The organism is Labrys sedimenti, assembly GCF_034424805.1.
Classification (GTDB): Bacteria; Pseudomonadota; Alphaproteobacteria; order Rhizobiales; family Labraceae; genus Labrys; species Labrys sedimenti.
Window position 1 is genome coordinate 233,179 of sequence record NZ_JAXOUF010000007.1, and the last position, 21,862, is coordinate 255,040.

The following is a 21,862-nucleotide window of genomic DNA, read 5'->3' on the forward strand; positions in this document are numbered from 1 at the left end:
GGCAAATGGGGGTCACTCGGCCGCGGTCGCGGCCGGCACGTCCCGCGTGGGGACAAAACGGGTGAAGTCGCGGAAGGAGGCGCCGCGATGGTCCTCGCGCAGCCGGCGCTGGCCATCGCCCTGGAAGCGTTCGCGCAGGGTCACCGGCGTCGCCGGCCGCTCGCGGATGCGGCCGCGCTGTCGAAGCTCGGGCACGACGAAGCGGATGAAATCCTCGAAGGAGCCGGGGCTGATGGCATAGGCAAGGTTGAAGCCGTCGATGCCGGTCTCGTCGGCAAGGCGCTCAAGCGCGTCGCCAACCTTCTTGGGCCCACCGACCAGGGTGGGATGGATGCCGCCAACGCCGATATAGTCGGCGACATCGCCCACGGTCCAACGCCGGTCAGCATCGATGCTGGTGAGGCTGGACAAAGCCGAGCGGCCGGCATTGGTCTCGATATATTCGATGGGATGATCGAGGGGATATTGCGACCAGTCGACCCCGGTCCAGGCCGAGAAGAGGGCAAGCGCCGCCTCCACGCTGGTGTAGGAGAGATAGTCGCGATATTTGGCCTCGGCTGCCTCGTCGGTTGCAGCCGTCACCACGCTGATGGCGGTGATGAACTTGATGGCATCGGGCGCCCTGCCGAGCTCGACGGCACGCGAGCGGATCTGCTCGATGCGCCGGCGGATCGAGGGCGAATTGGTACCGCCCAGGAAGACGACTTCGGCATTGCCAGCTGCGAATTCGCGCCCGCGCGTCGAAGTGCCGGCCTGGTAGAGCAAGGGCGTGCGCTGGGGGCTCGGCTCGGACAGATGCGCGTCCGGCACGGTGAAATAGGTGCCGCGATGATGGATGGCATGGACCTTGGCCGGATCGGTATAGATCCCCCGCTTGCGATCGCGGATGACCGCATCCTCCTCCCATGACCCTTCCCACAGCTTGTAGGCGACGTCGACGAACTCCTGGGCCCGGTCATAGCGTTCGTCATGATCGATCTGGCGTTCGAGGCCGAGATTGCGCGCGGCCGACTCCAGCACGGAGGTGACAACGTTCCAGGCGATGCGCCCCTTGGTGAGGTGATCGAGCGTGGTGAATTTGCGCGCCAGCAGATAGGGCTGCTCATAGGTGGTCGACACCGTGATGCCGAAGCCCAGATGCCTTGTGGCCGCCGCCATGGCCGAGACCAGCAGCAGGGGATCGTTGACCGGGGATTGGGCGGCGGTACGCAGCGAGGCATCAGGCGTGCCGGCATAGACGTCCAGGTGCCCGAGCGCATCGGCCAGGAACAGCCCGTCGAAGCCGCCTTCCTCAAGCAGCCTGGCGAGGCCGATCCAGTAGTCGATGCTGGTGTAGGTGTCGGCCCGGTCGTCGGGATGGCGCCACAGGCCCGCCGAGACGTGGCCGACGACGGCCATGCCGAAGCCATTGAGCAGAAAGGGTTTCTTGGCAGCAATCGGCGGTGATGAAACGGACATCGTTCAAACCATTCACGAATAATAGGTGGGTGGAGGAACCGTCCCGTTGAGGGCGTAGTCGCCGACTTCCAGGACCTTGTAGTGCACGGGATCGTGCAGCGAGTGGGTGCGCACATTGCGCCAGTGGCGATCGAAGGAGAGCGCCCTGGTGGTGGCCCGCGCGCCCATCAGCTCGAACAGGCGGGAGGTGACCTCGAGCGCCACCTCGGTCGAGTGCACCTTCGACTGGTAGGCGATGGCGGCGACCTCGCCTCTCTCCTGCTCGGTCAGCGCGCTCCCGCGTTCCACCGCGCGCTGGGCCGCCTCGCCCGCCGCATCCGACAGGGCGATGGCCGAGGCCAGCGCGACGGAGAGCCTGCCGAAACGCTCGACCACCAGCGTGTCGTCGCTGGCCTTGCCGGCCGGGGAGGAAAGCCAGGGCCGCGACCGGGTCTGGATATAGTCTCGCGCCTCCTCGAAGGCGCCGAGCGCCGTGCCGAGATAGAGTTCGCCGAAGGCGAGCTGGATGATGGGCACATGCAGGGTCTCGGCCGGCGTCTGCGGGGCGTCCTCGCGGCGATGCGCGACGAGGTCGTCCAGGCTCACCGCGACATTGTCGAAACTGGCGCTGCCGGAGACGGTCAGGCGCTGACCCATATTGTCCCAGTCATGGCCGAAGCTCAGGCCCGGCGCGGGATTGGGCACCACGAACTGGCCGATATGGCCGCCGGCATCGCCCCCGCCGATCTCCGTCCCCGGCGCGAAGCGCACCCAGACATGCAGGGTGTCGGCCACCGCCGCGCCGCTGGCAAAGGGCTTGGAACCGTTGAGCACGAAGCCCGTGCCTTGCGGCGTCGCGCTGATGAGCGGCTCATAGGCGGCCTGGGCCACGCCACCATGGAACCAGCCCTGCCGGAGGAAGCCCTCCGCGCGCCGGGCAAACAGCGCCTGGTTCGCGCCATTCCAGCCCAGGGCCGTGCCGAACAGATGGTAGGTAGCGATCTGGGCGATGGAGGTGTCGCCCTTGGCCAGGATGCGGATGATCTGCAGCACCTGCCGGGTGCTGGCACCGCCCCCGCCAACCGCTTCTGGCAGGAAGATCGTCAGCAGTCCGGCCTTGCGCAGCAAATCGATCTCCGCCACCGGATCGGCACCGGCGGCATCGCGCGCCGCCCCCGTCCGCTGCAGTTCCGCCGCGACCTGCTCGGCCGCCTCAACCCAGAGCCGAAACCGCTCTTCCCTGCTCAGGCCTGCCCGCGTTCCATCGGCGCTCATGACCGGGCCTCCGCCGTCTGGGCTGCCGGGAAGGCGAAGCGGGCCGCGGGATGGTCAGGCGGCACAAGCGGGGAATCGGTGCCGAACAGGCGGCTGCGCAGCGCCCCGGTCCGGCGTTCGCGCAGGCGCCCGCGCCGGTCGAGTTCAGGCACGACATGCTGCGCGAAATCGCGGAAGCTACCGGGATTGACGATATGGATGAGATTGATGCCGTCGGTATCGGTCTCGGCGAGCCAGGCGTCGAGATCGTCGGCGACCCGGGCCGGCCCGCCCACCAGCGCCTTCACCCGCCCGAAGCCGCCATCGGGCAGGAAAGCCTCGCGCAGGGTCCAGCGCCTGCCCGAAGCCGGGTCGTCGAACATGCGCAGCAGGGAGCGGTTGGCGTTGGTATCCCGATAGCGCAGCGGCTCATCGAGGGGGTGACCGGCAAAATCGATGCCGGTGCTCGCCGAATAATGGGTGATGGCGCCTTCCAGGCTGTAATGGCGGCGATAATCGTCGAACTTCGTGCGGGCCGTTTCGTCATCCCCTGCCGTGACCACGGCAAGAGCGCTGATGAAGCGGATGGCTCCCGGCGCCCGGCCCGCCTCGCGGGCCAGTTCCTTGATGCCGGCGACATTGCGCCGGATGCCGGCGGCGTCGGCCCCGGCGACGAAGACCACCTCGGCATGGCGCGCCGCGAAAGCCTGTCCGCGCGGCGAGCCGCCGGCCTGGAAGATCACCGGTACGCGCTGGGGGCTGGGCTCGGAAAGATGCGGGCCGGGAACGGTGTAGTAAGGGCCGCGATGGCCGATGCCATGCACCTTGGAGGGATCGCTATAGAGCCCTTCGGGATGGTCCGCACTGCCGCGGTCGCGCAGGACGGCATCGTCCTCCCACGAGCCCTGCCAGAGCTTGTAGGCCACTTCGAGGAATTCGTCGGCGCGGTCATAGCGCTCGTCGTGAGGGTATTGGGCCTCCAGCCCCAGATTGCGCGCGGCGCTGTCGAGCTGGGAGGTCACCACGTTCCAGGCGATGCGCCCGCGGGTGACATGATCCAGCGTGGTGAATTTGCGGGCGAGCAGATAGGGCTTTTCGTAGCTGGTCGAGACGGTGATGCCGAAACCGAGATCGCGCGTGGCCGCCGCCAGGGCCGAAACCAGGAGCAGGGGGTCGCCGAGGGGAGATTGCGTGCCGGTTCGCAGCGAGGCCTCCGCGCTGCCGCCATGCACGTCGAGCAATCCCAGCGCATCGGCGATGAACAGATTGTCGAAGCGACCCTCGTCGAGGATCCGGGCGAGCTCGATCCAATAGTCGAGATCGGTATAACGGTAGGTCTCATCCTCGGGGTGTTGCCACAGCCCGTAATTGACATGGGAAACCGAGTTCATGGTGAACCCGTTCAAAATGATCGGTTCGGCGGACACGACGCAAATCATCCATTGGTAGGGAAATTGGTTCGCCGGGATAGCGGCGCCTGCTGTCGCCGCAGGCTGCGTCCGGCAAATCGATGGAGGTATGTTTGCGCATTAATTACATATTGTCTATATATTTTGTATTCTTTTTATTGACGACGGCGCTTGACCCGCCCTAGCATGGGTTCAAGCTGCAAAACCCGCCTAAATCAGGCGGCAGATCGCGGTGCTTCAATCAATCTGAGGTAGAATCCATGAGCTTTCGACCGCTCCATGATCGCGTGGTCCTGCGTCGCCTGGAAGGCGACGAGAAAACCAAAGGCGGCATCATCATACCTGACACCGCCAAGGAAAAGCCCCAGGAGGGCGAGGTGGTCGCCGTCGGCCCCGGCGCGCGCGACGAGAGCGGCAAGCTTCAGCCGCTGGACGTGAAGGCCGGCAACCGCGTGCTGTTCGGCAAATGGTCCGGCACGGAAGTCAAGATCGACGGCCAGGACCTGCTGATCCTCAAGGAAGCCGACATTCTCGGCATCATCGCCTGACATCCCCTCCCCCTTTTCACGGTCAGACAGGCCCGGAGCGCTTTCGTCACCGCCCGGCCCGAAGGAATTCAACCATGGCAGCAAAAAACGTCAAATTCTCCTCCGATGCCCGCGAGCGCCTGCTGCGCGGCGTCGACATCCTGGCCAATGCCGTCAAGGTCACGCTCGGCCCGAAAGGCCGCAATGTCGTGATCGAAAAATCGTTCGGCGCGCCGCGAATCACCAAGGACGGCGTCACCGTCGCCAAGGAGATCGAGCTCGAGGACAAGTTCGAGAACCTGGGCGCCCAGCTCCTGCGCGAAGTCGCCTCCAAGACCAATGATCTTGCCGGCGACGGCACCACCACCGCCACGGTCCTCGCCCAGGCCATCGTGCGCGAAGGCGCCAAGGCGGTGGCGGCCGGCTTCAACCCCCTCGATCTCAAGCGCGGCATCGACCTCGCCGTTACGGCCGCGATCAAGGATATCGAAAAGCGCGCCAAGAAGGTCAAGTCGTCCGAGGAAGTGGCCCAGGTCGGCACCATCTCGGCCAATGGCGACAGCTCGATCGGCGCCATCATCGCCACCGCCGTCGACAAGGTCGGCAATGAGGGTGTGATCACCGTCGAGGAAGCCAGGAGTCTGGAGACCGAGCTCGACGTCGTCGAGGGCCTGCAGTTCGACCGCGGCTATCTCTCCCCCTATTTCGTCACCAATGCCGAGAAGCTGGTGGTGGAGTTCGAGGACCCCTACATCCTCATCCACGAAAAGAAGCTGTCCTCGCTCCAGCCCTTGCTGCCGGTGCTCGAAGCGGTGGTGCAGACCGGCAAGCCCCTGCTGATCATCGCCGAGGACGTCGAGGGCGAGGCGCTCGCCACCCTGGTGGTCAACAAGCTGCGCGGCGGGCTGAAGGTCGCCGCCGTCAAGGCGCCGGGCTTCGGTGATCGCCGCAAGGCCATCCTGGAGGACATCGCCGTCCTCACCGCCGGGGAGACGATCTCGGAGGATCTCGGCATCAAGCTCGAAAACGTCACGCTCTCCCAGCTCGGCCGTGCCAAGCGCGTGCGCATCGAGAAGGAGAACACCACCGTCGTCGACGGCGCCGGCAAGAAGAAGGACATCAGCGCCCGCGTTGCCCAGATCAAGGCGCAAATCGAGGAGACCACCTCCGACTATGACCGCGAGAAGCTGCAGGAGCGCCTGGCCAAGATCGCCGGCGGCGTCGCGGTGATCCGCGTCGGCGGTTCGACCGAGGTCGAGGTCAAGGAGAAGAAGGACCGGGTCGACGATGCGCTCAACGCCACCCGCGCTGCCGTCGCCGAAGGCATCGTGCCCGGCGGCGGGGTTGCGCTGCTGCGGGCCAAGGCCGCCGTTGCCGAGCTCAAAAGCGAGAACGCCGACGTCCAGTCCGGCATCAACATCGTGCTGAAGGCCCTGGAAGCGCCGATTCGCCAGATCGTCGAGAATGCCGGAGTCGAGGGCTCGATCGTGGTCGGCAAGATCACCGAGAACAAGTCGGCGACCTTCGGCTTCAACGCCCAGACCGAGACCTTCGTCGATCTCCTGGAGGCCGGCATCGTCGATCCGGCCAAGGTGGTGCGCACCGCCCTGCAGGATGCCGCCTCGATCGCCTCGCTGATCGTCACCACCGAGGCCCTGGTGACCGAGCTGCCCCGGGAAAAACCGCCGGTCGGCCCGCCGGGCGGCGGCATCGGCGACTTCTGACGCCGACATCAGGCAGGCGGATCGCCCCGGCCTTCCGCCTGCCGCGACGCACCGTTGCCCGGCGCGTCCGCTCCTCTGACTGGAATGAATGGAAGATTACGATGCGGTTCGTTTCCCTGGGCCTCAGGCTGAGCCTCGCCGGCGCCCTGTTCGCCCTCGTTCATGGCGCGGCCCTCGCCGACGACGCCGACAAATATGGCGGCACGCTGATCGTCGCCCAGAACGCCGAGATCACCAATCTCGATCCAGGCCGGGAAGGCGGCTGGGAGACCTTTCGCATCGCCCGTCACATCCACGAGGCGCTGGTGACCGAGGACCTGTCGAAATCCGGCGCTGAGGTGAAGGTGCCGCCCCTGAAGGCGGCCCTCGCCGAATCCTGGGAGATCTCGCCGGACGGGCGGGTCTACACCTTCCATTTGCGCCGCGGGGTCAAGTTCCATGACGGCACCGATTTCAATGCCGAGGCCGTAGCCTTCAACATCCGCCGCGGCTGGGATCCGAAATTCGAGTTCTACGACAAGATCAGTGCCGCCAACCTCGCCTATACCTATTCCTCGCTCAGCCGGATCGACACGCCCGACGACCACACCCTCGTCCTCACCTTCGCCGAGCCGTTCAGTCCCTTCCTGCGGATGCTCGCCCAGGGCAGCGGCGGCTCGGGCGGCATTGCCAGCCCCACGGCCATCCGCAAATACGGCAATGACGGCTATGCCGAGCATCCCGTCGGCACCGGCCCTTATCGCTTCGTCGAACGGGTCCGCGGCCAGAAGGTCGAGATCGAGCGCTTCGACGGCTATTGGGGCGACAAGCCCTTCCTCGACCGCATCATCTTCCGGCCGATCATTGACGGCAATGCCCGTGTCGCCGCGCTGGAGACCGGCGAGGTCGACATCATCTCCTGGCCGCCGCGCGACAGCGTGGCCAAGCTGAAGGCGGAGGGCTTCAGCGTCGACAATGTCGACCTGCCTTCGGTGTATTACTACACCTTCAACACCGCCAACGAGACCTTCAAGGATCTTCGCGTGCGCCAGGCGCTCGCTTTGTCGATCGACCGGGCCGGGCTGGCGCGCGACCTGCTCAAGGACACGGCCGGGCCTGCCTATGGCATCCTGAACCCGGGGAGCGATGCCTTCGACCCCTCCTTCCGCGACTATCCGCACGATGTGGAGAAAGCCAAGCAGTTGCTGGCCGAAGCCGGCCACCCCGACGGTGTCAGCGGCCTCCTGGAGATCTATGCCGGCGGCGAGCCGGTGGCCGAATGGATCCAGCGCGACGCGGCCAAGGCCGGCATCAAGCTCGAGATCCGCTCCTATGACTGGAACAGCTTCCTGGCCCGCAACAAGAAGAGCGGCCCCGAGGTTGCCCTGACCTCGATGGAATGGGGTTTTCTGACACCCTATTGGCTTTACATCGTCGCCCACAGCCAGAGCAGCGGCAATACGGGCAACTACAACCATCCGGCGTTCGACAAGGCGGTCCATGAGGCGATCACCGCCGTCAAGGCCGAGGACATCAGGGACAAATGGCGCGAAGCCAACCGGATCCTGGCCGCCGACGTCGGCAAGCTGCCGATCTATTACGAGCGCACCCATTATGCCGTGGGCAAGAATGTCGGCGGCTTCGCCACCCCCGCCCAGGATTGGTACGATCTCAGCCATGTCTGGCTGAAGGAAAAGCAATAGGCCGGGGGTGCTGGGATGATCGCCCTCATCGCACGCCGCGCAGTCGCCTCGCTCGCCATTCTGGTGCTGGTCACCTTCCTCGTCTTCCTGGTGGTTTATTTCAGCCCGGGAGACCCGGTGGCGATCATGCTCGGCCGCGACGCCTCGGGCGAGACCGCCGACCAGATCCGCCGCGATCTCGGCCTCGACAGACCCTTCCTCGTCCAGTATGGCGCCTGGCTGTGGGGCCTGCTGGGCGGCCATTTCGGCACATCGATCACCATGCATGTGCCGGTGCTCGACATCCTCGTCCCCGCCTACGTCAACACCTTCATCCTGGCCCTGGCGAGTCTGGTGATCGCCTTGACCGTCGGCGTCCTGCTCGGCGTGCTCTCCGGCCTGCGGGCCGGGGGCTGGTTCGACCGGCTGGCGGCCGCAATCAGCGAGGGCCTCGCGGCGACGCCGGTGTTCTGGCTCGGAATCATGCTGATCTGGCTGGTCTCCAAGCAGCTGCGCTGGCTGCCTTCATCGGGCATGTACAATCTCAGGGGCTCCCATTCCCTGGCCGATCTTCTTGCCCATCTCGTCCTACCGGCCTTTTCGGCCGCCGTGCTCGCCATCGCCATCATCATGCGCCTGACGCGCGCCAGCGTCATCGACGCGCTCAATGCCGATTATGCCAGGATGTTCGCCTCGGCCGGCATGTCGACGCCGAGGCTGCTGTTCACCCAGATCGCCCGCAATATCCTGGCGCCGATCGTCAGCATCGGCGGGCTGCAATTCGGCACGCTGTTCGGCGGCGTCATCTTCGTGGAGACGGTGTTCGCCTGGCCCGGCCTCAGCGCCCAGCTCTACAACGCCATCACCGCCCATGACATCCCGGTCATCCAGACCGGCGTCCTGATGATTGCCGCGACCTTCATCGTGATCAACCTGATCGTCGACCTCGCCCTGGTCTGGCTCAATCCGCGAGCAAGAGCGTGATGTCGCTCTCCCAAGCCTCGAATTCCCTCGGGCCATCCCCCACCGACGTGCCCATACGGCGACGCTGGATCAATCGCGGCGTCATCGGCCTTGCGATCATCGTCGCGGTGGCCGGCCTCGCAGCCCTGGCGCCCCTGATCTCGCCTTATGATCCCGACATCGGCGAAGGCGCCCTCCGGCTCGCACCGCCCGGCACACCGGGCCATTTGCTCGGGCTCGACGGCCAGGGGCGCGACATCCTCTCCCGCCTGATCTGGGGCGCGCGCCTGTCCCTGATCGCCAGCATTGTCCCGGTCGCCATCGCCTTCATCGTCAGCCTTGGCCTTGGCCTCGCCGCCGGCTTCGCGCGCAAGCCTCTGGGCGAGGTGATCATGCGCGGCATCGACGTGCTCTTCGCCTTTCCGATGATCCTGTTTGCGATCGCCATCGCCGCCATGCTCGGCCCGGGCCTCACCACCATCATCGCCACCATCGCGCTGTCGCTGGTTCCCTATATGACGCGCGTGGTCTATTTCGCGGTGCTGGCGGAAACCGGGCGCGAATATCTGGATGCGGCGCGCCTGCTCGGCGCCGGCCGGACGGCCATCCTGTTCGGCGAGCTCCTGCCCAACGTGCTCTCGCCCGCCATCATCTACGCCACCACGCTGATCGGGCCGATGATCGGCTTTTCCTCCGGCCTCAGCTTTCTCGGACTCGGCATCCAGCCACCCTTGGCCGATTGGGGGCGGATGACCGTGGATGGCGTCGGCGTGTTCGCCGAGGGCGCGCCGCATGTGGTGATTGTCCCCGGCGTCGCCATCATCGTCGTCTCGCTGGCCTTCAACTGGCTCGGCAGTGGCCTGCGGAACTGGCTGGATCCTCATCACCACGCGTAATCGCACTCGTTGAAGGAGCGGCCATGTCGATCATTGCCCCCATTGCGCATCACAAGGTTCAAACGTCGCCAGGCCCTTCGGATCTTTTGCGCCTCGCAGATCTGCACGTCACCATCACCACACCCCGCCGCACCATCAAGGCCGTCAGGGGCGTCGACCTCAATCTCCAGGCCGGCGAGATTCTCGCCCTCGTCGGCGAGTCCGGCTCGGGAAAGACCATGACGGCGGCCTCCATCGTCGGCCTGCTGCCGCGTCCTGCCGCCCGGATTACGCAAGGGCGCATCCTCTTCCAGGGCCGGGATCTGCTCGCTGCCGGCACGCGCGACCGCCAGCGCATCCTGCGCCAGGACATCGCCTTCATCGTCCAGAGCTCGCTGACCTCCCTGAACCCGACATCCACCATCGGCCGCCAGCTTGCCGACATGATCGCCTTCCGCAACGGCCTGGACCGGCGCGAGGCCCGCCGCGAAGCCGTGCGCTGGCTCGGCGAAGTAGGCATCGACGCGGCGGAGCGCGTCATGGCGTCCTATCCGCACAGGCTGAGCGGCGGCATGCGCCAGCGCGTGCTGATCGCCATGGCGATCAACAGCCGCCCCAAGCTCATCATCGCCGACGAGCCGACGACGGCGCTCGATACCGCCACCCAAAAGCAGATCCTGACCCTGCTGGCCCGCATCCGCGACACCTACGGCACCGCCATCCTGCTGATCACCCATGATTTCGGCGTGGTGTCGTTTCTGAGTGATCGCATCGCCGTCATGCAGCACGGACGCATCGTCGAGACCGGGCCCACCGCGCGCGTGCTGGTAGCACCTCGGCATCCCTACACGGCAACGCTGATCGATGCAGTGCCGCGCCTCGACCACCCCCCGCCCCGCCCCGCGCCCGGCGTGATCAGCGAACAAGATCGGCCGGCCATCCTTGCCCGTTCAGCAGGACGATAAACGATGGCAGCATCTCCCCTCCTCCAGGTCCGCGGCCTCAGACGCCGCTATGGCGTGCGCACCGGCCTGTTCGGCCCATGGCACGAGGTCGTCGCCGTCGAGGGCGTCGATTTCACGATCGAACGCGGTGAGATCGTCGGCATCATCGGCGCTTCCGGTTCGGGCAAGTCCACGATCGGACGCCTGCTGACCGGGCTCGACGAACCCGACGGCGGCGAGATCCTGTTCGACAACACCAGGATCGACAGGCTGACCGATCAGGCACGCCGACCCCTGCGCCGCCGTCTCCAGCTCGTGCTGCAGGATGCCTCCTCGGCCCTCAACCCGCGTCGGCGCGTGGGGGCCCAGATCGCGATGCCCATGCTGCGTCTGGGCATCGCCGGCAGCCGCGAGGACGCGCGCGAGCGCACGGCCCAGCTCCTGCGCCTGGTCGGCCTAGGCCCCGACGCCGCCGAGCGCTATCCGCACGAATTCTCCGGCGGGCAGCGCCAGCGCATCAACATCGCCCGCTCGCTCGGCGTCGAGGCCGAGTGCCTGATCCTGGACGAGCCGACCTCCGCCCTCGATGTCTCCGTGCAAGCCCAGATCCTGGCGCTGCTGCTCGAGCTGAGACAGCAGTTCAGCCTGACCTATCTGTTCATCAGCCACAACCTGGCGGTGGTGCAATCCTTCTGCGATCGCATCCTGGTGCTCGACAAGGGACGCCTGGTGGAAAACCTGCCGTCCCGCACTATCACCAAGCAAGCCAAGGCGCCGGCCACCCGACGCCTGCTGGAGGCAAACCTGTCCTTGTCCCGCGTTCCAGCGGCCGAGCCCTAGATCGAAGCGGTTGTCGCTTGGCCTCGGGCACTTCCATCCCACTGGATTTCGCTTTCCATTTGCAAATGCTGGTGCCGCTGCCCCCGCTTGCGGCACAGATCCACGACCGAAACGCCGGCCTTGTGCTCCTTCAAGATCCCGATGATCCGTTCCTCCGAAAAGCGAATGCCCTTCATGCTCTGGTTCTCGTGGCAGGCCGGAGCGAACTTCAAACCGGATTAGGTCCAAGGGGCAACATCGGTAGAGTTGGCTGCCGAGGCGTACAATGACTTGCACGCAACGGTTTGCCTCCACACCAGAAACTTGCGAATAGACTGGAAAGCCTCGATCTCGATCAGTCGGCATTCGAAGATCGAACGGCCTGGCATTCGCCAAGGCGCCTATGTCACCTTTTTCCTTCTGCCCTGGTTTGAAGCGGGAGGAGGTGGTGGTTCGCTCTTGGCTTTAGCCTTGTGACGTTGTTTGCCGAGACCAAGTTCCCTTGCGAGGCGAGACCGCTCGGCCGAATAATTCGGCGCGACCATGGGATAATCCCCGGGCAACCCCCACCTTTCCCGATATTGCGCGGGCGTCAGATCATAGGCGGCCCGCAAATGCCGGGCCAGAGATTTGAATCTGAGGCCGTCCTCCAGACAGACCACGTAATCGGGCGTAATGGATTTCTTGATCGGAACGGCGGGCCTTAGCAGAGTGTCCGCCTCGGCCGGTTTGGGATTATTCAGGCTGGCAAGGCTTCCATGGACTGCAAGGATCAGCTCGGCCACAAAAGTGGTGTCGATCTGATTGTTGGCGACGTAAGCCGAAACGATGTCGACGGTCAGATGCAGCAGACCTGTGTCTTCCTCGAGCATGTTTATTCATCTTCTTTCTATGTCGACGCCGAAGTGAATGACATTTCTCACTATTTATGCAGTATTGTCGTATCGACCCGGCTTCTTGGAAATTTTCCAGTTTTATGCAAAGCTTAACTTAAGCGGTCACAAGCAACACCATCTTCGTGTTCCACAAATTTCCTCAATCTCCTGTACTTATGTGTAAATCAGAATAGCCGGGAGCCAGCGGAGAATATTCAATTTACATTCACGGTTCTCGGGCCCGGAACTATCTGCTTAAGGTGGGACACACTGTCCACGCCCATTCGCCAGGGACCGTGGCCCGCGACGCGCCTGTCATTCGGTGAACTCCACGGTGAGGCAGAAGGTGGTGCGACGCCACGCCATTGCTCGCCGTCGATGCCGAAACCGCGCCTCGTGAACAGGCCGATCCGCTGCTTGAATTCAACGCGTGGCTTCGAGGTTATCCGCTGCAATAGACTCCGCCCGTCCTTTGTTCACAAGTGCATGCAACCATTTCTCCGAGCAAATGCCTTGAGCGCGGGAATTCAGTTCAATTCATATCTTATGTATTTTGTGTCTCATCGAACATATGCCTTGTGAAATAGACAGTTTCCGTGCGGCTTCGTGCTTTGAGTTTCTGCATGATGTTATAAACGTGCACCTTCACTGTGTTTTCTTTTATGCGTAGCCTATCGGCAATGATCTTGTTTGGCTCGCCTTGTTGCAAGCATCTCAACACCGCCAATTGCCTTTTAGTAAATTGAGGCACCCCCTTGGGCTGTACCGCCGACACATGCGAGCGGCTTTGCCCCGGCAAACATTTGAAACTATCGGCTGGCACGAAGATGCCTCCAGCCCGAACGAGGTGAATTGCCGCCACCGCCACGGCAAGACTTGTGTCCGCCGGAATATATCCACGCGCGCCTTCCTCCAAAGCGCGGACGACTACTCTTGCCGAGACAACGCCGGAAAGAACGATGACCCAAGCGCCAGCGGCCACGCTCCGTATCGTCCTAATGTCAGCCATCAGTTGATATTGCCGCTTCTGCCCAGCGACATAGAGCAGAACAATCGGCCCTGCAGAACGAGGCTCCGTCCGCTTCCATGCGGAAATCGTTTCATAAGCACTGACACTAAAATCGCGACAACACTCAGCAACAATGGCCGAAATGTCTATCAAATTTGATTTTGATCGACCAATGGCAATAAGGTCTGATCCAAATTTCCTAATATTCACGAAAATTCACCAGCCCTCGCCCTTCTCACCATCCGCCATTCAATATTTTCGGCACTCCAGCATATCGTTACGACTATCAGATATTTTGAAGAAAAATGATGACTGAAGCATTTCTTTCGATTTGTATGCAATAGCGGTTCTTGTATTCACACCCATCTTCTTCATAATGTTACGAATATGAACTTTAATTGTAGCTTCTTTTATATTTAAATCTTGAGCTATATCAGCGTTGGATTTTCCACAACTAACACCCGCTATAATCTCAAATTGTCTTCGAGAAATATTGAATTTGTCTCTGGCTTTTGAACTAATCATCACGGGCTTATGCACAGGTACATCTTGCCGAAGTGACGAGATGGGCAAAAAACTACCTCCAACAATGACCAATTGTATTGCCTTCAGGGCGATTTCAATACTTTGATCATTGGGAATATATGCCCTGACTCCTGCATTTATTGCTTCAATAATTCGAGATGGATTACTATTGTCGGAAATAATTGCAATGCCAATATTTGGCTTTCGCGAGATTATTACACGAAGATCATCAAGAGTTACGCCTTGACCTATTTCAAATATAACCAGCAATGGGGACTGCCCGTGCCAATCACTAACGGCGTACCACTCGCGCAGATCCGAGAATGCCAAGATTGGAACGTTAGAAAACTCAGCGGCAAGAACCCGACCGACGCAGTCACGCCAAAGCGCCAATGGACACACTAGAACGATCGTATCGACGGTAGACATCCCCACGCCCCTTTGGATTAGCCACTCTTTACCAAACCTGCCCCACCTTAATATAAATCAATGATACGCAATAATAGATTTAATACAATTCCAATATATGAAGATAAAATATAATAATTATATAACGTTACGACATAAAGAACTCAAGAACGTCTATTCCGTCTCTTTTTGCCTTGCCATATAAATTCGGATATTCCTTCAAATTGGAAAAACAAGCCACTAATACTGGAGAATAGTAGTTGAGAATATGCTCATCTCGCAGGGCCTTTGCTGCCGTACCGTATCTAAACCAGGAAGCACGCTCCGCGATCATTTCAATGTCGTTTTCGCGCGCCCATTTATTCGCTATTTTTCCAATACTGTCTTCTGCGGCGCATATTATGCGGAACGCCCTATACTTGTATTTTATTTTATCGAGATTTTTAAATATAGATTTTTCGTCTAAAAATCCAAAGCTTCCGCAAAGCACTATATTTTTTATACCAGAACCACTTATATGATACAAAGATCTCCTTGCATCATCATGTCTCGTAGCTATGGCCGATATCTTGGTCATAGGCGGCATGTCACCCACAAGCGCCCGCCCCCATCTGCACTTGCGCGTTGACTTTTCGCTGCGTCTGCCTGGCGCGGAACTATTTGCAAAGAGGTTGCCCCTTTTTGGTGCCGACGCCGGTGACATCTCGCAATGCAACTATCGGACCCAATGTGAAGTTTGGAGCCACCGATATTGCCCCACCTTTACGATGGAACTCATTACATTAACCGCGATTACTGGGACCCTTATATCGAATATATATCAGACCATATTTTCTCTTGTTATTCTATACAATCTCAGTAACTGTCAAATCCTGTCACTTGTTGCCATCGATGTATATTTCATATCGCATCGATATCCGCCTTGGCTTTGTAAAACCGGTTATTCCCAAAGAGATAAGCGCGCACCTTTTACTCGGTGAAGGTAAAGCCCAGGCCGCGAATGGCATGCAGGGGTAGGAGCATGTTGGATTTCTTGGCCCTCCGGCGCAGGCGGCTTACGATGGTGTCAAGGTGGGCATAGTTGAAGTCGTAGACGTCAGCGCCCATGGCTTCGACCAGCGTGCTCCTCTCGACAGTGTTGCCGCGCTCCCTGAACAGGCACCCCAAAAGGCGTTGCTCGGAGACGGTCAGGCGCAGGCGGTGCCCCAGACCGTCAGTGAGCGTCCACCCCCCTTCCACCAGGGCCCACCTTGGAACCTGAGGCGGAGCAGGCACCTTGCGATGCCTGTTGAGACGATTGTGGAGTGCCACCACGGTGGCGCCCAGTTCCCGAACATCGATAGGCTTCACCAGGTAGACGTCCGCGCCTTTCTCAAGACCGACGATCCGGTCGTCGATAGACCCCCTGGCCGTGGCTATGATGATTCCGACCGATTGCGATGTCCGCAAATGGGCCACTATCGACAGGCCGTCTTCATCTTGCAGGCCAATGTCGAGGATAACGATCTCGGGGGGCGTGGCGGCATAGGCTCGGTACAGGGCGGCAGCGCTGCCAAACCCACGTATGTTCAAGCCCAGTTTGGATAGGCCCAACACCATCTCTTCGCGAAAATCCTCGTCGTCATCAACAAGATAAACGAGAGGAGCAATCGCGACATCGCCCTGCTTAGCGTCTCCAGCGGACATCAATGTCCCTTCTATGCGGCAACTTCGTAATTCCCCGTCAAAAGGCCGTTTTTAAATCGCCAAGAAAGAAAAAAAATAAATGCATTTTCGCCATTCATTAGAATTAATAATTTATTGTATTTCTATTTTTTAATATTGGCATCTACTCCTTCCACTTTAAATCTAAAAATATTCCATATTACTTTAGGATTCCTACTTATTAACTATGCCACCTACAATCTTCGTCGTCCGAAGCACTTTTGCTTCGTTCGAATGGAAGGTTGCTGAAATAAATCGTATCCATTCCGGGCTCAATGATCCTGGTGCCGTGATTAATGACGCCGATGCGTAAGCAGGAGTCCAAGCAAGCACTGTTCACCGACATAAAATCACCGCCACTATTTGGACAAGAAACTCGGAATTCGTGTTTCCAAGAGGAGCAGTTACCGCCCACCCGGGCGCAATTGCCGCTTAATCACGGCCACGCCAAACCTCACACGTAAAGCAGCCACTAAACTACCAACCGAATACGCTGCGGCAGCGGCAATAACTGACGCAATTCTGGGCATGAAACAGAAAAATATGCGCAACACTCTGAAATAGTTTTGCAATTTATATCAGTTACTCCAAACATACAGTTAAATTTCGGAGCTAAACTAGGATTTTTATTCATGGAATTTTTCCAAAAAAACGTATTTTTTTAGCCTTTAGAGGGATATTGGAGGTTATATTCTCAAAAAAATCTTCACAATCGCACTAAATGACACATTCTGTCATATGATGTACCTTAATTACACAATCCCGACGTGCATTTGATCAATAGAGATTCGCCTGGGGCGCTCTTTCAAATCGCCTCCATGGTGGCTGAGGAAACTCAGCGATGATCTTGAGCCACTCACTGCAGTCGTGGCGTTGGTTTATTTTTGCGCTAAACAGTGAAGCTGGGAACGCCCATGTAGTGATGAGAGCTCGATAACCGGAACACGATAGCAACTGGCACAGGATACGCCCCAACTATCGCATGGAAGAAGCGATCTGGAATCAATTCTCAATAATAATTTCGAGTCTACAGCTTTACTTTCGACGTCATATAGAATATTTTTTGATACTCTACGGCCAATTCAACAAGAGAATCGAAACTATTTCGGAAGCGAGAAAATATGGTGGTTTCTTTGATGCGTCTTCTCGCTTCGGTAGCTGCTGGCGCTGTATTGGTGAGCTGCGCTTCCAATATGGCGGCAACAACATCGCAAACGGCGTCCGGTCCGTTGGTAGCAAGTGGGTTGTCGCAACGTGATGCTCGTTTCCTGGCGTTGCTGCCCAATGCAAAAACCAACCCGGCCTACGCACGAACGGTTGTTGACAGTCCCACCAAGGCCCCCCCGGGCACGATCGTCGTCGATGCACAGAGGCACCTGCTGTATTTCACCCTGCCGGACGGCAAGGCAATTCGTTATGTCGTGTCGACCGGACGTAACGGATTTGCCTGGAGGGGCGCGGTCTATGTCAATCATCAGGCCGAATGGCCGGATTGGAATCCGCCAAGTGAAATGCGCGGCAGGGATCCTCGCGTGAAGAAAACCGTTGGCGGGCCCGAAAATCCGCTTGGAGCCCGGGCGCTCTATCTCTACGCGAATGGAGCGGACACTCTTTATCGCATCCACGGCACCAATGATCCCTTCAGTATCGGCATGCCGGTTTCTTCGGGATGCATTCGCATGAGCAATGCCGACATCATCGATCTTGCCAGCCGCGTTCCCAATGGAACGCGTGTCATGGTGTATTGAGTGGCATAAGCGGAGTTATATTTCCGCTTGGACATTTGATGGCCGCATCTCAGGTGGCGGCAATTGCCTTTGAATGAACGCCGGCGGATTGTGCGGAACGTTCCTCTTTCAAGTTTTGCAGGCTTACTTCTTAGGTTTGGACGTCTTCCCAGTCCTGCCCGTTTGGGAACCACTCCCGGAAGGCGCCTTCTTGCTGCGCGGCGACTTCGCCGGCTTTTCCAATCGAGCATGCGAAGGCTCGGCACTCTTTGGCGGTTGCGTTGGCTCGTGCGGGGGCATGCCGAAGACGGACTGGAAACTTGGAAAGGCCTGGCGCATCACGATAGCCGGCACCGGTTTCTCGCTCTCGAACGCCGGCGTCACCTGGGCGGTCATCTCAGCAATGTCGCTCCCTTCGAGCTTGTCGGCAGGAACCGGCGGCTTGAGACTACGCTTGGTGCGGTGATCCCCGTCGGCGACCGTCCGTCCGCTTGGGGACTTGCCGACGAGATAGTTCTTCTGCCATTTCTGCTCCAAGGTGATCGGATCTCCCTGGGCAAGGCCGATATTGAACTTGGTGCGCTCGCTGAGCCAGAGTTTGTATTCCCTCTCCAGCTGGGGTTCGTCCGCGAGCGGGCGAGTGACCGGCTGAACGCTCTCGATCGGCAGGCTCGGCACCAGCGTAATAAAGCAGAACGGCTCGTCCTTGGCGAAATAGACCGTGCCCGGTTCGGTGAACTTCCAGTTCATCGTGAAGGTGAAGGGCACCCAGCTGGTTTCCACCAAACCGTCGAGCGCCTGGATGCCGTGCTTGAGGCGATTGGGCGCACCGCGCGCCCACGTCATCCATCCCGGCGGCGTGCGGAAAAGATAGCCCGGGTGAAATGTGATAATGCCATGGCCGAAACCGAGGGACACGTGGTGCATGGGCGCCCGAGGATCGTCCGGACGCAGGATCACCTCGTCCTTGCCGTTGAGCCCCGTCCAACTTGCCCAGAAGCCGGTTGGATTCAAAAGCTCCCATCCGGTGGTGTTGGCGATGGTCAAGGGCGTGCAGCGATAGGCAAAACGCTGGTTGGTGAAATCCATCCAATCGCGCTCGGCCGTACCCGGTACGAGACGAGGCGGATTTGATATCACGGAAAAGCACTGCAGTTGCGGTGCGCTGATCGCCAGATCACTCATGCGGCGCTCTCACTTCGGGCCATGGTTCACGGGGCAGCCAAAGACGGGCTGGTTGAGCCCCCGCTTGACGCGATGATCGGCATCGGCGACGCTTTTTCCCGACGGTGACTTGCCTGTCAAATAGTTCTTCTGCCATTTCTGGTCGCCCGCGAGAGGATCTCCGGCGTCCTTGGCCGCGCTGAATTTGGTGCGTTCGCTCGCCCACATGAGATATTCCCTGTGCAAACCGGGCTCTTCTTCAAGCGGGCGGATGACCGGCTGGACATCCTCGATCGTCACGGCGGGCATCAGGGTCAGGAAGCAGAAGGGCTCGTCCTTCTCGAAATGCACCGTACAGGGCCGCGTGAATCGCCAATTCATGGTGAAGGTGAAGGGCAGCCAATTCGTTTCCACCACCCCATCGAGCGGGTGGATGCCGTCCTTGAAACGATTCGGCGAGCCACGAACCCAGACGACCCACCCCGGATCGGTGCGGAAGAGATAGCCGGGGTGAAAACTGATGATGCCGTGGCCGAAGAAGAAACCAGTCTGATGCAATTTCTCGCCGGGGACGTGTGGGCGTAAAATGATGTCGTTGCGGCCGTTGCCACCGGTCCAGGTCGCCGAGAAGCCCGATGGATTCAGCAGTTCCCAGCCGGTCGCATTGGCGATGGCCAAAGGCGTGCAGCGATAGGCATAGTGATCGCTTGTCCGATCCATCCACTCGCGCTCGCTGCGAGCGGCGACCAGTCGCGCAGGATTGGGATGGATGGAAAAGCCTTCGAGCTTCGGCGCCTGCATGGTGAAGATTCCGGTTGACTATGTCGTCTGGCTCGAAACCAAGGATCGGATCGAGAATTGGAGCGGGGCTCAACAACCTTGAAGCGCCCAATAACTAGGCTACCTGCGCATTCCGGACACCATTCAACGAGAAGCAATGCCTTTACGCCGGACAAGTGGCTCGCGACGATCGGCCTCCCAGCCAGTTCAAGATCTCGCGTCTAAAGCACATCCGGTCATGCACATCAACTCAGTGGCCGCCCGGCAACTTCAACGCCGCCGCGGTGCGTAAGGGGGACCGAAATGGGAAAGCCGCACAGTGCCACCGACTCGCCTCTGCACCAGCTGGACCTCCAGAACACCTGTTCGGAATTTGTGCGATCTTGTACCGATCCGCCCTTCGAAAGGCCTCGGGAATAGCGCCCGCTCTCCCGAAGCCTCCTCCGGTCACGGGCGGCTCTTTTGCGAGCCACCCGATCATTGATATTGATCGATCTTCTTGGATCAGCCCTCTTATGCGCCCGAGGGACCGGGTGGGCCAACTGGGCCAGTCGGGCCAGGAGAGCCATCTGCTCCAGGAGGGCCAGCTGGGCCAGCCGGGCCAGTCGGGCCCTCGGGGCCGGTAGCACCGGGCACGCCATCCGGTCCAGAAGCGCCGGTCTCGCCGGTTGGACCCGTGGGACCGGTCGGACCCGGCGAGCCCGGAAGTCCATCTTTCCCGGGCTCACCGGGGGCGCCCGGAGCTCCAGGATCACCGGGGGTGCCAGGCTCGCCAGGCGCACCGGGCTGCCCATCTGATCCAGACGGGCCGGGCGGACCAGCGGCACCCGGATCACCGGGGGTACCGGGGGGACCGGGTTCGCCAGGCGTACCCGGGGTTCCAGGCGTACCCGGTGCCCCCGGCGGACCGACGACCACGATCGGAGGCGGTCGCTTGGTTCCCCTTGGCATCTCGGCCGCGTCTCGGCCGATATAACTCGGCAGATAGTCCTCGCGGTCACGTTGCTTGAGGGTGCGTTCGGTCGGCGCATCCGGCGCGGTGAAGACACCGCCACGCTTCTCGCCGAAACCATCGCCGCCATAGGAGACCGCCGGCACGCTGGTGTTGCTGCCCGTGCCGAGGAAGAAGCGCAGGCCGCCCTGGATGGTCAGGTCGTTGCCCTTCTTACTGCCGAAGGAGCTGTCGAAACCACTGCCCTTCTTGCCATAGGCCACATCCGCGAAGATGGAGGCGGCCGTGTTGGTGTTGAAGTTCACGAGATATTCGGCACCGCCGACAACCTGGTTGCGACCGCCGGTGTAACGATGGCCCACATTCAGCTTGAGATTGTCCGTCGCGTACCAGGCGACGCGAACATCATCGAAGAAGCGCAGCTTGCTGTTGAGATTCTCGTATTCGAGCCCGGCCACGCCCTGCAGCGTGAAGGGACCCCAATAGAGCTGGCCCTCGAGGCCGCCCTTGGCATTCTGGTAGCCATAGACCGAGTTGCCCTGACGCGACGCGAAATAGCCGGTGCCATACAGGAAACTGCCATAGCCGCCGATCGCACCGATGGTGGGATCGCGCCAGAAGACATGACCAGCCGCACCATAGAAGCCGGTATTGCTCGCGACGCCCCCGACGACGTCGGCCTGTGCGCCAAATGACTGGCCGAGCGGCACCGCCAGCGAGCCGCCGGCATAGCCATAGCCCGAGCCGCCAAAGCTGTTGCCGCCGCCCAGCTCCAGCTTGCCGTTGACCGCGGCCACAGCCTGGGTGCCGGGCGGTGCCTGCACGGATCCGGCCACGGGCGTGGCGACCGGCGCCATTTCGACATAGTCGCGCCCGGCTCCGGCCGGCGCCACATGAGCCGTCTTCCGCCCCAGCCGCCGCAACTCGGCCTTCGCCTTGGAAGCCTCCGACGTCGCGACCTTCAACTGGCTTTCCAGCGCCTTCTGGCGATTCTGGAGGTCCACGATCATTTTGAAGAGTTGTTCGTTGGTCGCGGATTGCGCCCAACCCGTGGCGGGTGCCCAGAAGCACGCAATGGCCAGGACAGAACAACTTAGACTAAACT

Annotated in this window: 19 protein-coding genes and 1 pseudogene; 8 read left to right on the top strand and 12 right to left on the bottom strand. The window is 60.7% G+C overall.

Features of this window, described 5'->3' with window-relative positions; translation table 11 throughout:
- Positions 1-12 precede the first annotated feature (12 nt).
- From U1R88_RS21385 to U1R88_RS21395, 3 genes are read right to left on the bottom strand one after another with little or no spacing between them, the layout of a single operon-like run.
- Positions 13-1,458, bottom strand: a complete 1,446-nt coding sequence (locus tag U1R88_RS21385) for an LLM class flavin-dependent oxidoreductase (RefSeq protein ID WP_322433047.1) — start codon at positions 1,456-1,458, stop codon at positions 13-15.
- A gap of 12 nt (positions 1,459-1,470) precedes the next feature.
- Positions 1,471-2,712: an acyl-CoA dehydrogenase family protein gene (locus tag U1R88_RS21390; protein WP_322433048.1), complete on the bottom strand. Its 1,242-nt coding sequence runs from the start codon at positions 2,710-2,712 to the stop codon at positions 1,471-1,473.
- Complete coding sequence (locus tag U1R88_RS21395; RefSeq protein ID WP_322433049.1) at positions 2,709-4,130, bottom strand: NtaA/DmoA family FMN-dependent monooxygenase; 1,422 nt, start codon at positions 4,128-4,130, stop codon at positions 2,709-2,711. The genes U1R88_RS21390 and U1R88_RS21395 overlap by 4 nt, the downstream gene beginning before the upstream one ends.
- Before the next feature lie 230 nt (positions 4,131-4,360).
- Here U1R88_RS21395 and groES point away from each other — a divergent pair, with 230 nt between their 5' ends.
- The 7 genes from groES to U1R88_RS21430 all read left to right on the top strand — a co-directional run bounded on the left by groES (position 4,361) and on the right by U1R88_RS21430 (position 11,634).
- Positions 4,361-4,648: a co-chaperone GroES gene (groES, locus tag U1R88_RS21400; RefSeq protein ID WP_322433050.1), complete on the top strand. Its 288-nt coding sequence runs from the start codon at positions 4,361-4,363 to the stop codon at positions 4,646-4,648.
- 74 nt (positions 4,649-4,722) lie between these two features.
- Positions 4,723-6,351, top strand: coding sequence for a chaperonin GroEL (groL, locus tag U1R88_RS21405; RefSeq protein WP_322433051.1), 1,629 nt, complete (start codon positions 4,723-4,725; stop codon positions 6,349-6,351).
- Between the two features lie 101 nt (positions 6,352-6,452).
- On the top strand, positions 6,453-8,033 hold the full coding sequence (locus U1R88_RS21410; protein ID WP_322433052.1) for an ABC transporter substrate-binding protein: 1,581 nt from the start codon (positions 6,453-6,455) through the stop codon (positions 8,031-8,033).
- A 15-nt stretch (positions 8,034-8,048) separates the two neighbouring features.
- Complete coding sequence (locus tag U1R88_RS21415; protein ID WP_322433053.1) at positions 8,049-8,996, top strand: ABC transporter permease; 948 nt, start codon at positions 8,049-8,051, stop codon at positions 8,994-8,996.
- Positions 8,996-9,871, top strand: coding sequence for an ABC transporter permease (locus U1R88_RS21420; RefSeq protein ID WP_322433054.1), 876 nt, complete (start codon positions 8,996-8,998; stop codon positions 9,869-9,871). The genes U1R88_RS21415 and U1R88_RS21420 overlap by 1 nt, the downstream gene beginning before the upstream one ends.
- A gap of 23 nt (positions 9,872-9,894) precedes the next feature.
- Positions 9,895-10,815 carry an ABC transporter ATP-binding protein gene (locus tag U1R88_RS21425; protein WP_322433055.1) on the top strand — a complete coding sequence of 307 codons (921 nt, stop codon included), beginning with the start codon at positions 9,895-9,897 and terminating at the stop codon, positions 10,813-10,815.
- A gap of 3 nt (positions 10,816-10,818) precedes the next feature.
- Complete coding sequence (locus U1R88_RS21430; protein ID WP_322433056.1) at positions 10,819-11,634, top strand: dipeptide/oligopeptide/nickel ABC transporter ATP-binding protein; 816 nt, start codon at positions 10,819-10,821, stop codon at positions 11,632-11,634.
- A 13-nt stretch (positions 11,635-11,647) separates the two neighbouring features.
- Here the strand turns inward: U1R88_RS21430 and U1R88_RS21435 are convergent.
- The 6 genes and pseudogenes from U1R88_RS21435 to U1R88_RS21460 form a co-directional block, all read right to left on the bottom strand.
- Positions 11,648-11,810: pseudogene (locus U1R88_RS21435) on the bottom strand (transposase); the annotation flags it as partial.
- Between the two features lie 204 nt (positions 11,811-12,014).
- Entirely contained in the window at positions 12,015-12,485 is a 471-nt protein-coding gene (locus tag U1R88_RS21440; RefSeq protein WP_322433057.1) for a Ros/MucR family transcriptional regulator, read from the bottom strand.
- 547 nt (positions 12,486-13,032) lie between these two features.
- Positions 13,033-13,707, bottom strand: coding sequence for a response regulator transcription factor (locus U1R88_RS21445; RefSeq protein WP_322433058.1), 675 nt, complete (start codon positions 13,705-13,707; stop codon positions 13,033-13,035).
- A gap of 39 nt (positions 13,708-13,746) precedes the next feature.
- The gene (locus U1R88_RS21450; RefSeq protein WP_322433059.1) at positions 13,747-14,451 is read right to left on the bottom strand and encodes a response regulator transcription factor; all 705 of its coding nucleotides are present in this window, start codon (positions 14,449-14,451) and stop codon (positions 13,747-13,749) included.
- A 127-nt stretch (positions 14,452-14,578) separates the two neighbouring features.
- Positions 14,579-15,007 carry an SLOG family protein gene (locus U1R88_RS21455; RefSeq protein WP_322433060.1) on the bottom strand — a complete coding sequence of 143 codons (429 nt, stop codon included), beginning with the start codon at positions 15,005-15,007 and terminating at the stop codon, positions 14,579-14,581.
- Positions 15,008-15,399: 392 nt separating this feature from the next.
- Entirely contained in the window at positions 15,400-16,116 is a 717-nt protein-coding gene (locus U1R88_RS21460) for a response regulator transcription factor (protein ID WP_322433061.1), read from the bottom strand.
- Between the two features lie 1,139 nt (positions 16,117-17,255).
- On the opposite strand from U1R88_RS21460, the gene U1R88_RS21465 reads away from it, so the two are divergent.
- Positions 17,256-17,882, top strand: a complete 627-nt coding sequence (locus tag U1R88_RS21465) for a L,D-transpeptidase (protein WP_322433062.1) — start codon at positions 17,256-17,258, stop codon at positions 17,880-17,882.
- A 123-nt stretch (positions 17,883-18,005) separates the two neighbouring features.
- Here U1R88_RS21465 and U1R88_RS21470 read toward each other — a convergent pair whose 3' ends face one another.
- From U1R88_RS21470 to U1R88_RS21480, 3 genes are all read right to left on the bottom strand, one after another.
- On the bottom strand, positions 18,006-19,046 hold the full coding sequence (locus tag U1R88_RS21470; protein ID WP_322433063.1) for a DUF6065 family protein: 1,041 nt from the start codon (positions 19,044-19,046) through the stop codon (positions 18,006-18,008).
- 9 nt (positions 19,047-19,055) lie between these two features.
- A complete protein-coding gene (locus U1R88_RS21475) occupies positions 19,056-19,826 on the bottom strand; it encodes a DUF6065 family protein (protein ID WP_322433064.1) in 771 nt (256 codons plus the stop codon).
- Positions 19,827-20,318: 492 nt separating this feature from the next.
- Positions 20,319-21,767 (bottom strand): collagen-like triple helix repeat-containing protein, encoded by a 1,449-nt coding sequence (locus U1R88_RS21480; RefSeq protein WP_322433065.1) that lies wholly within the window; start codon positions 21,765-21,767, stop codon positions 20,319-20,321.
- Positions 21,768-21,862: the final 95 nt, after the last annotated feature.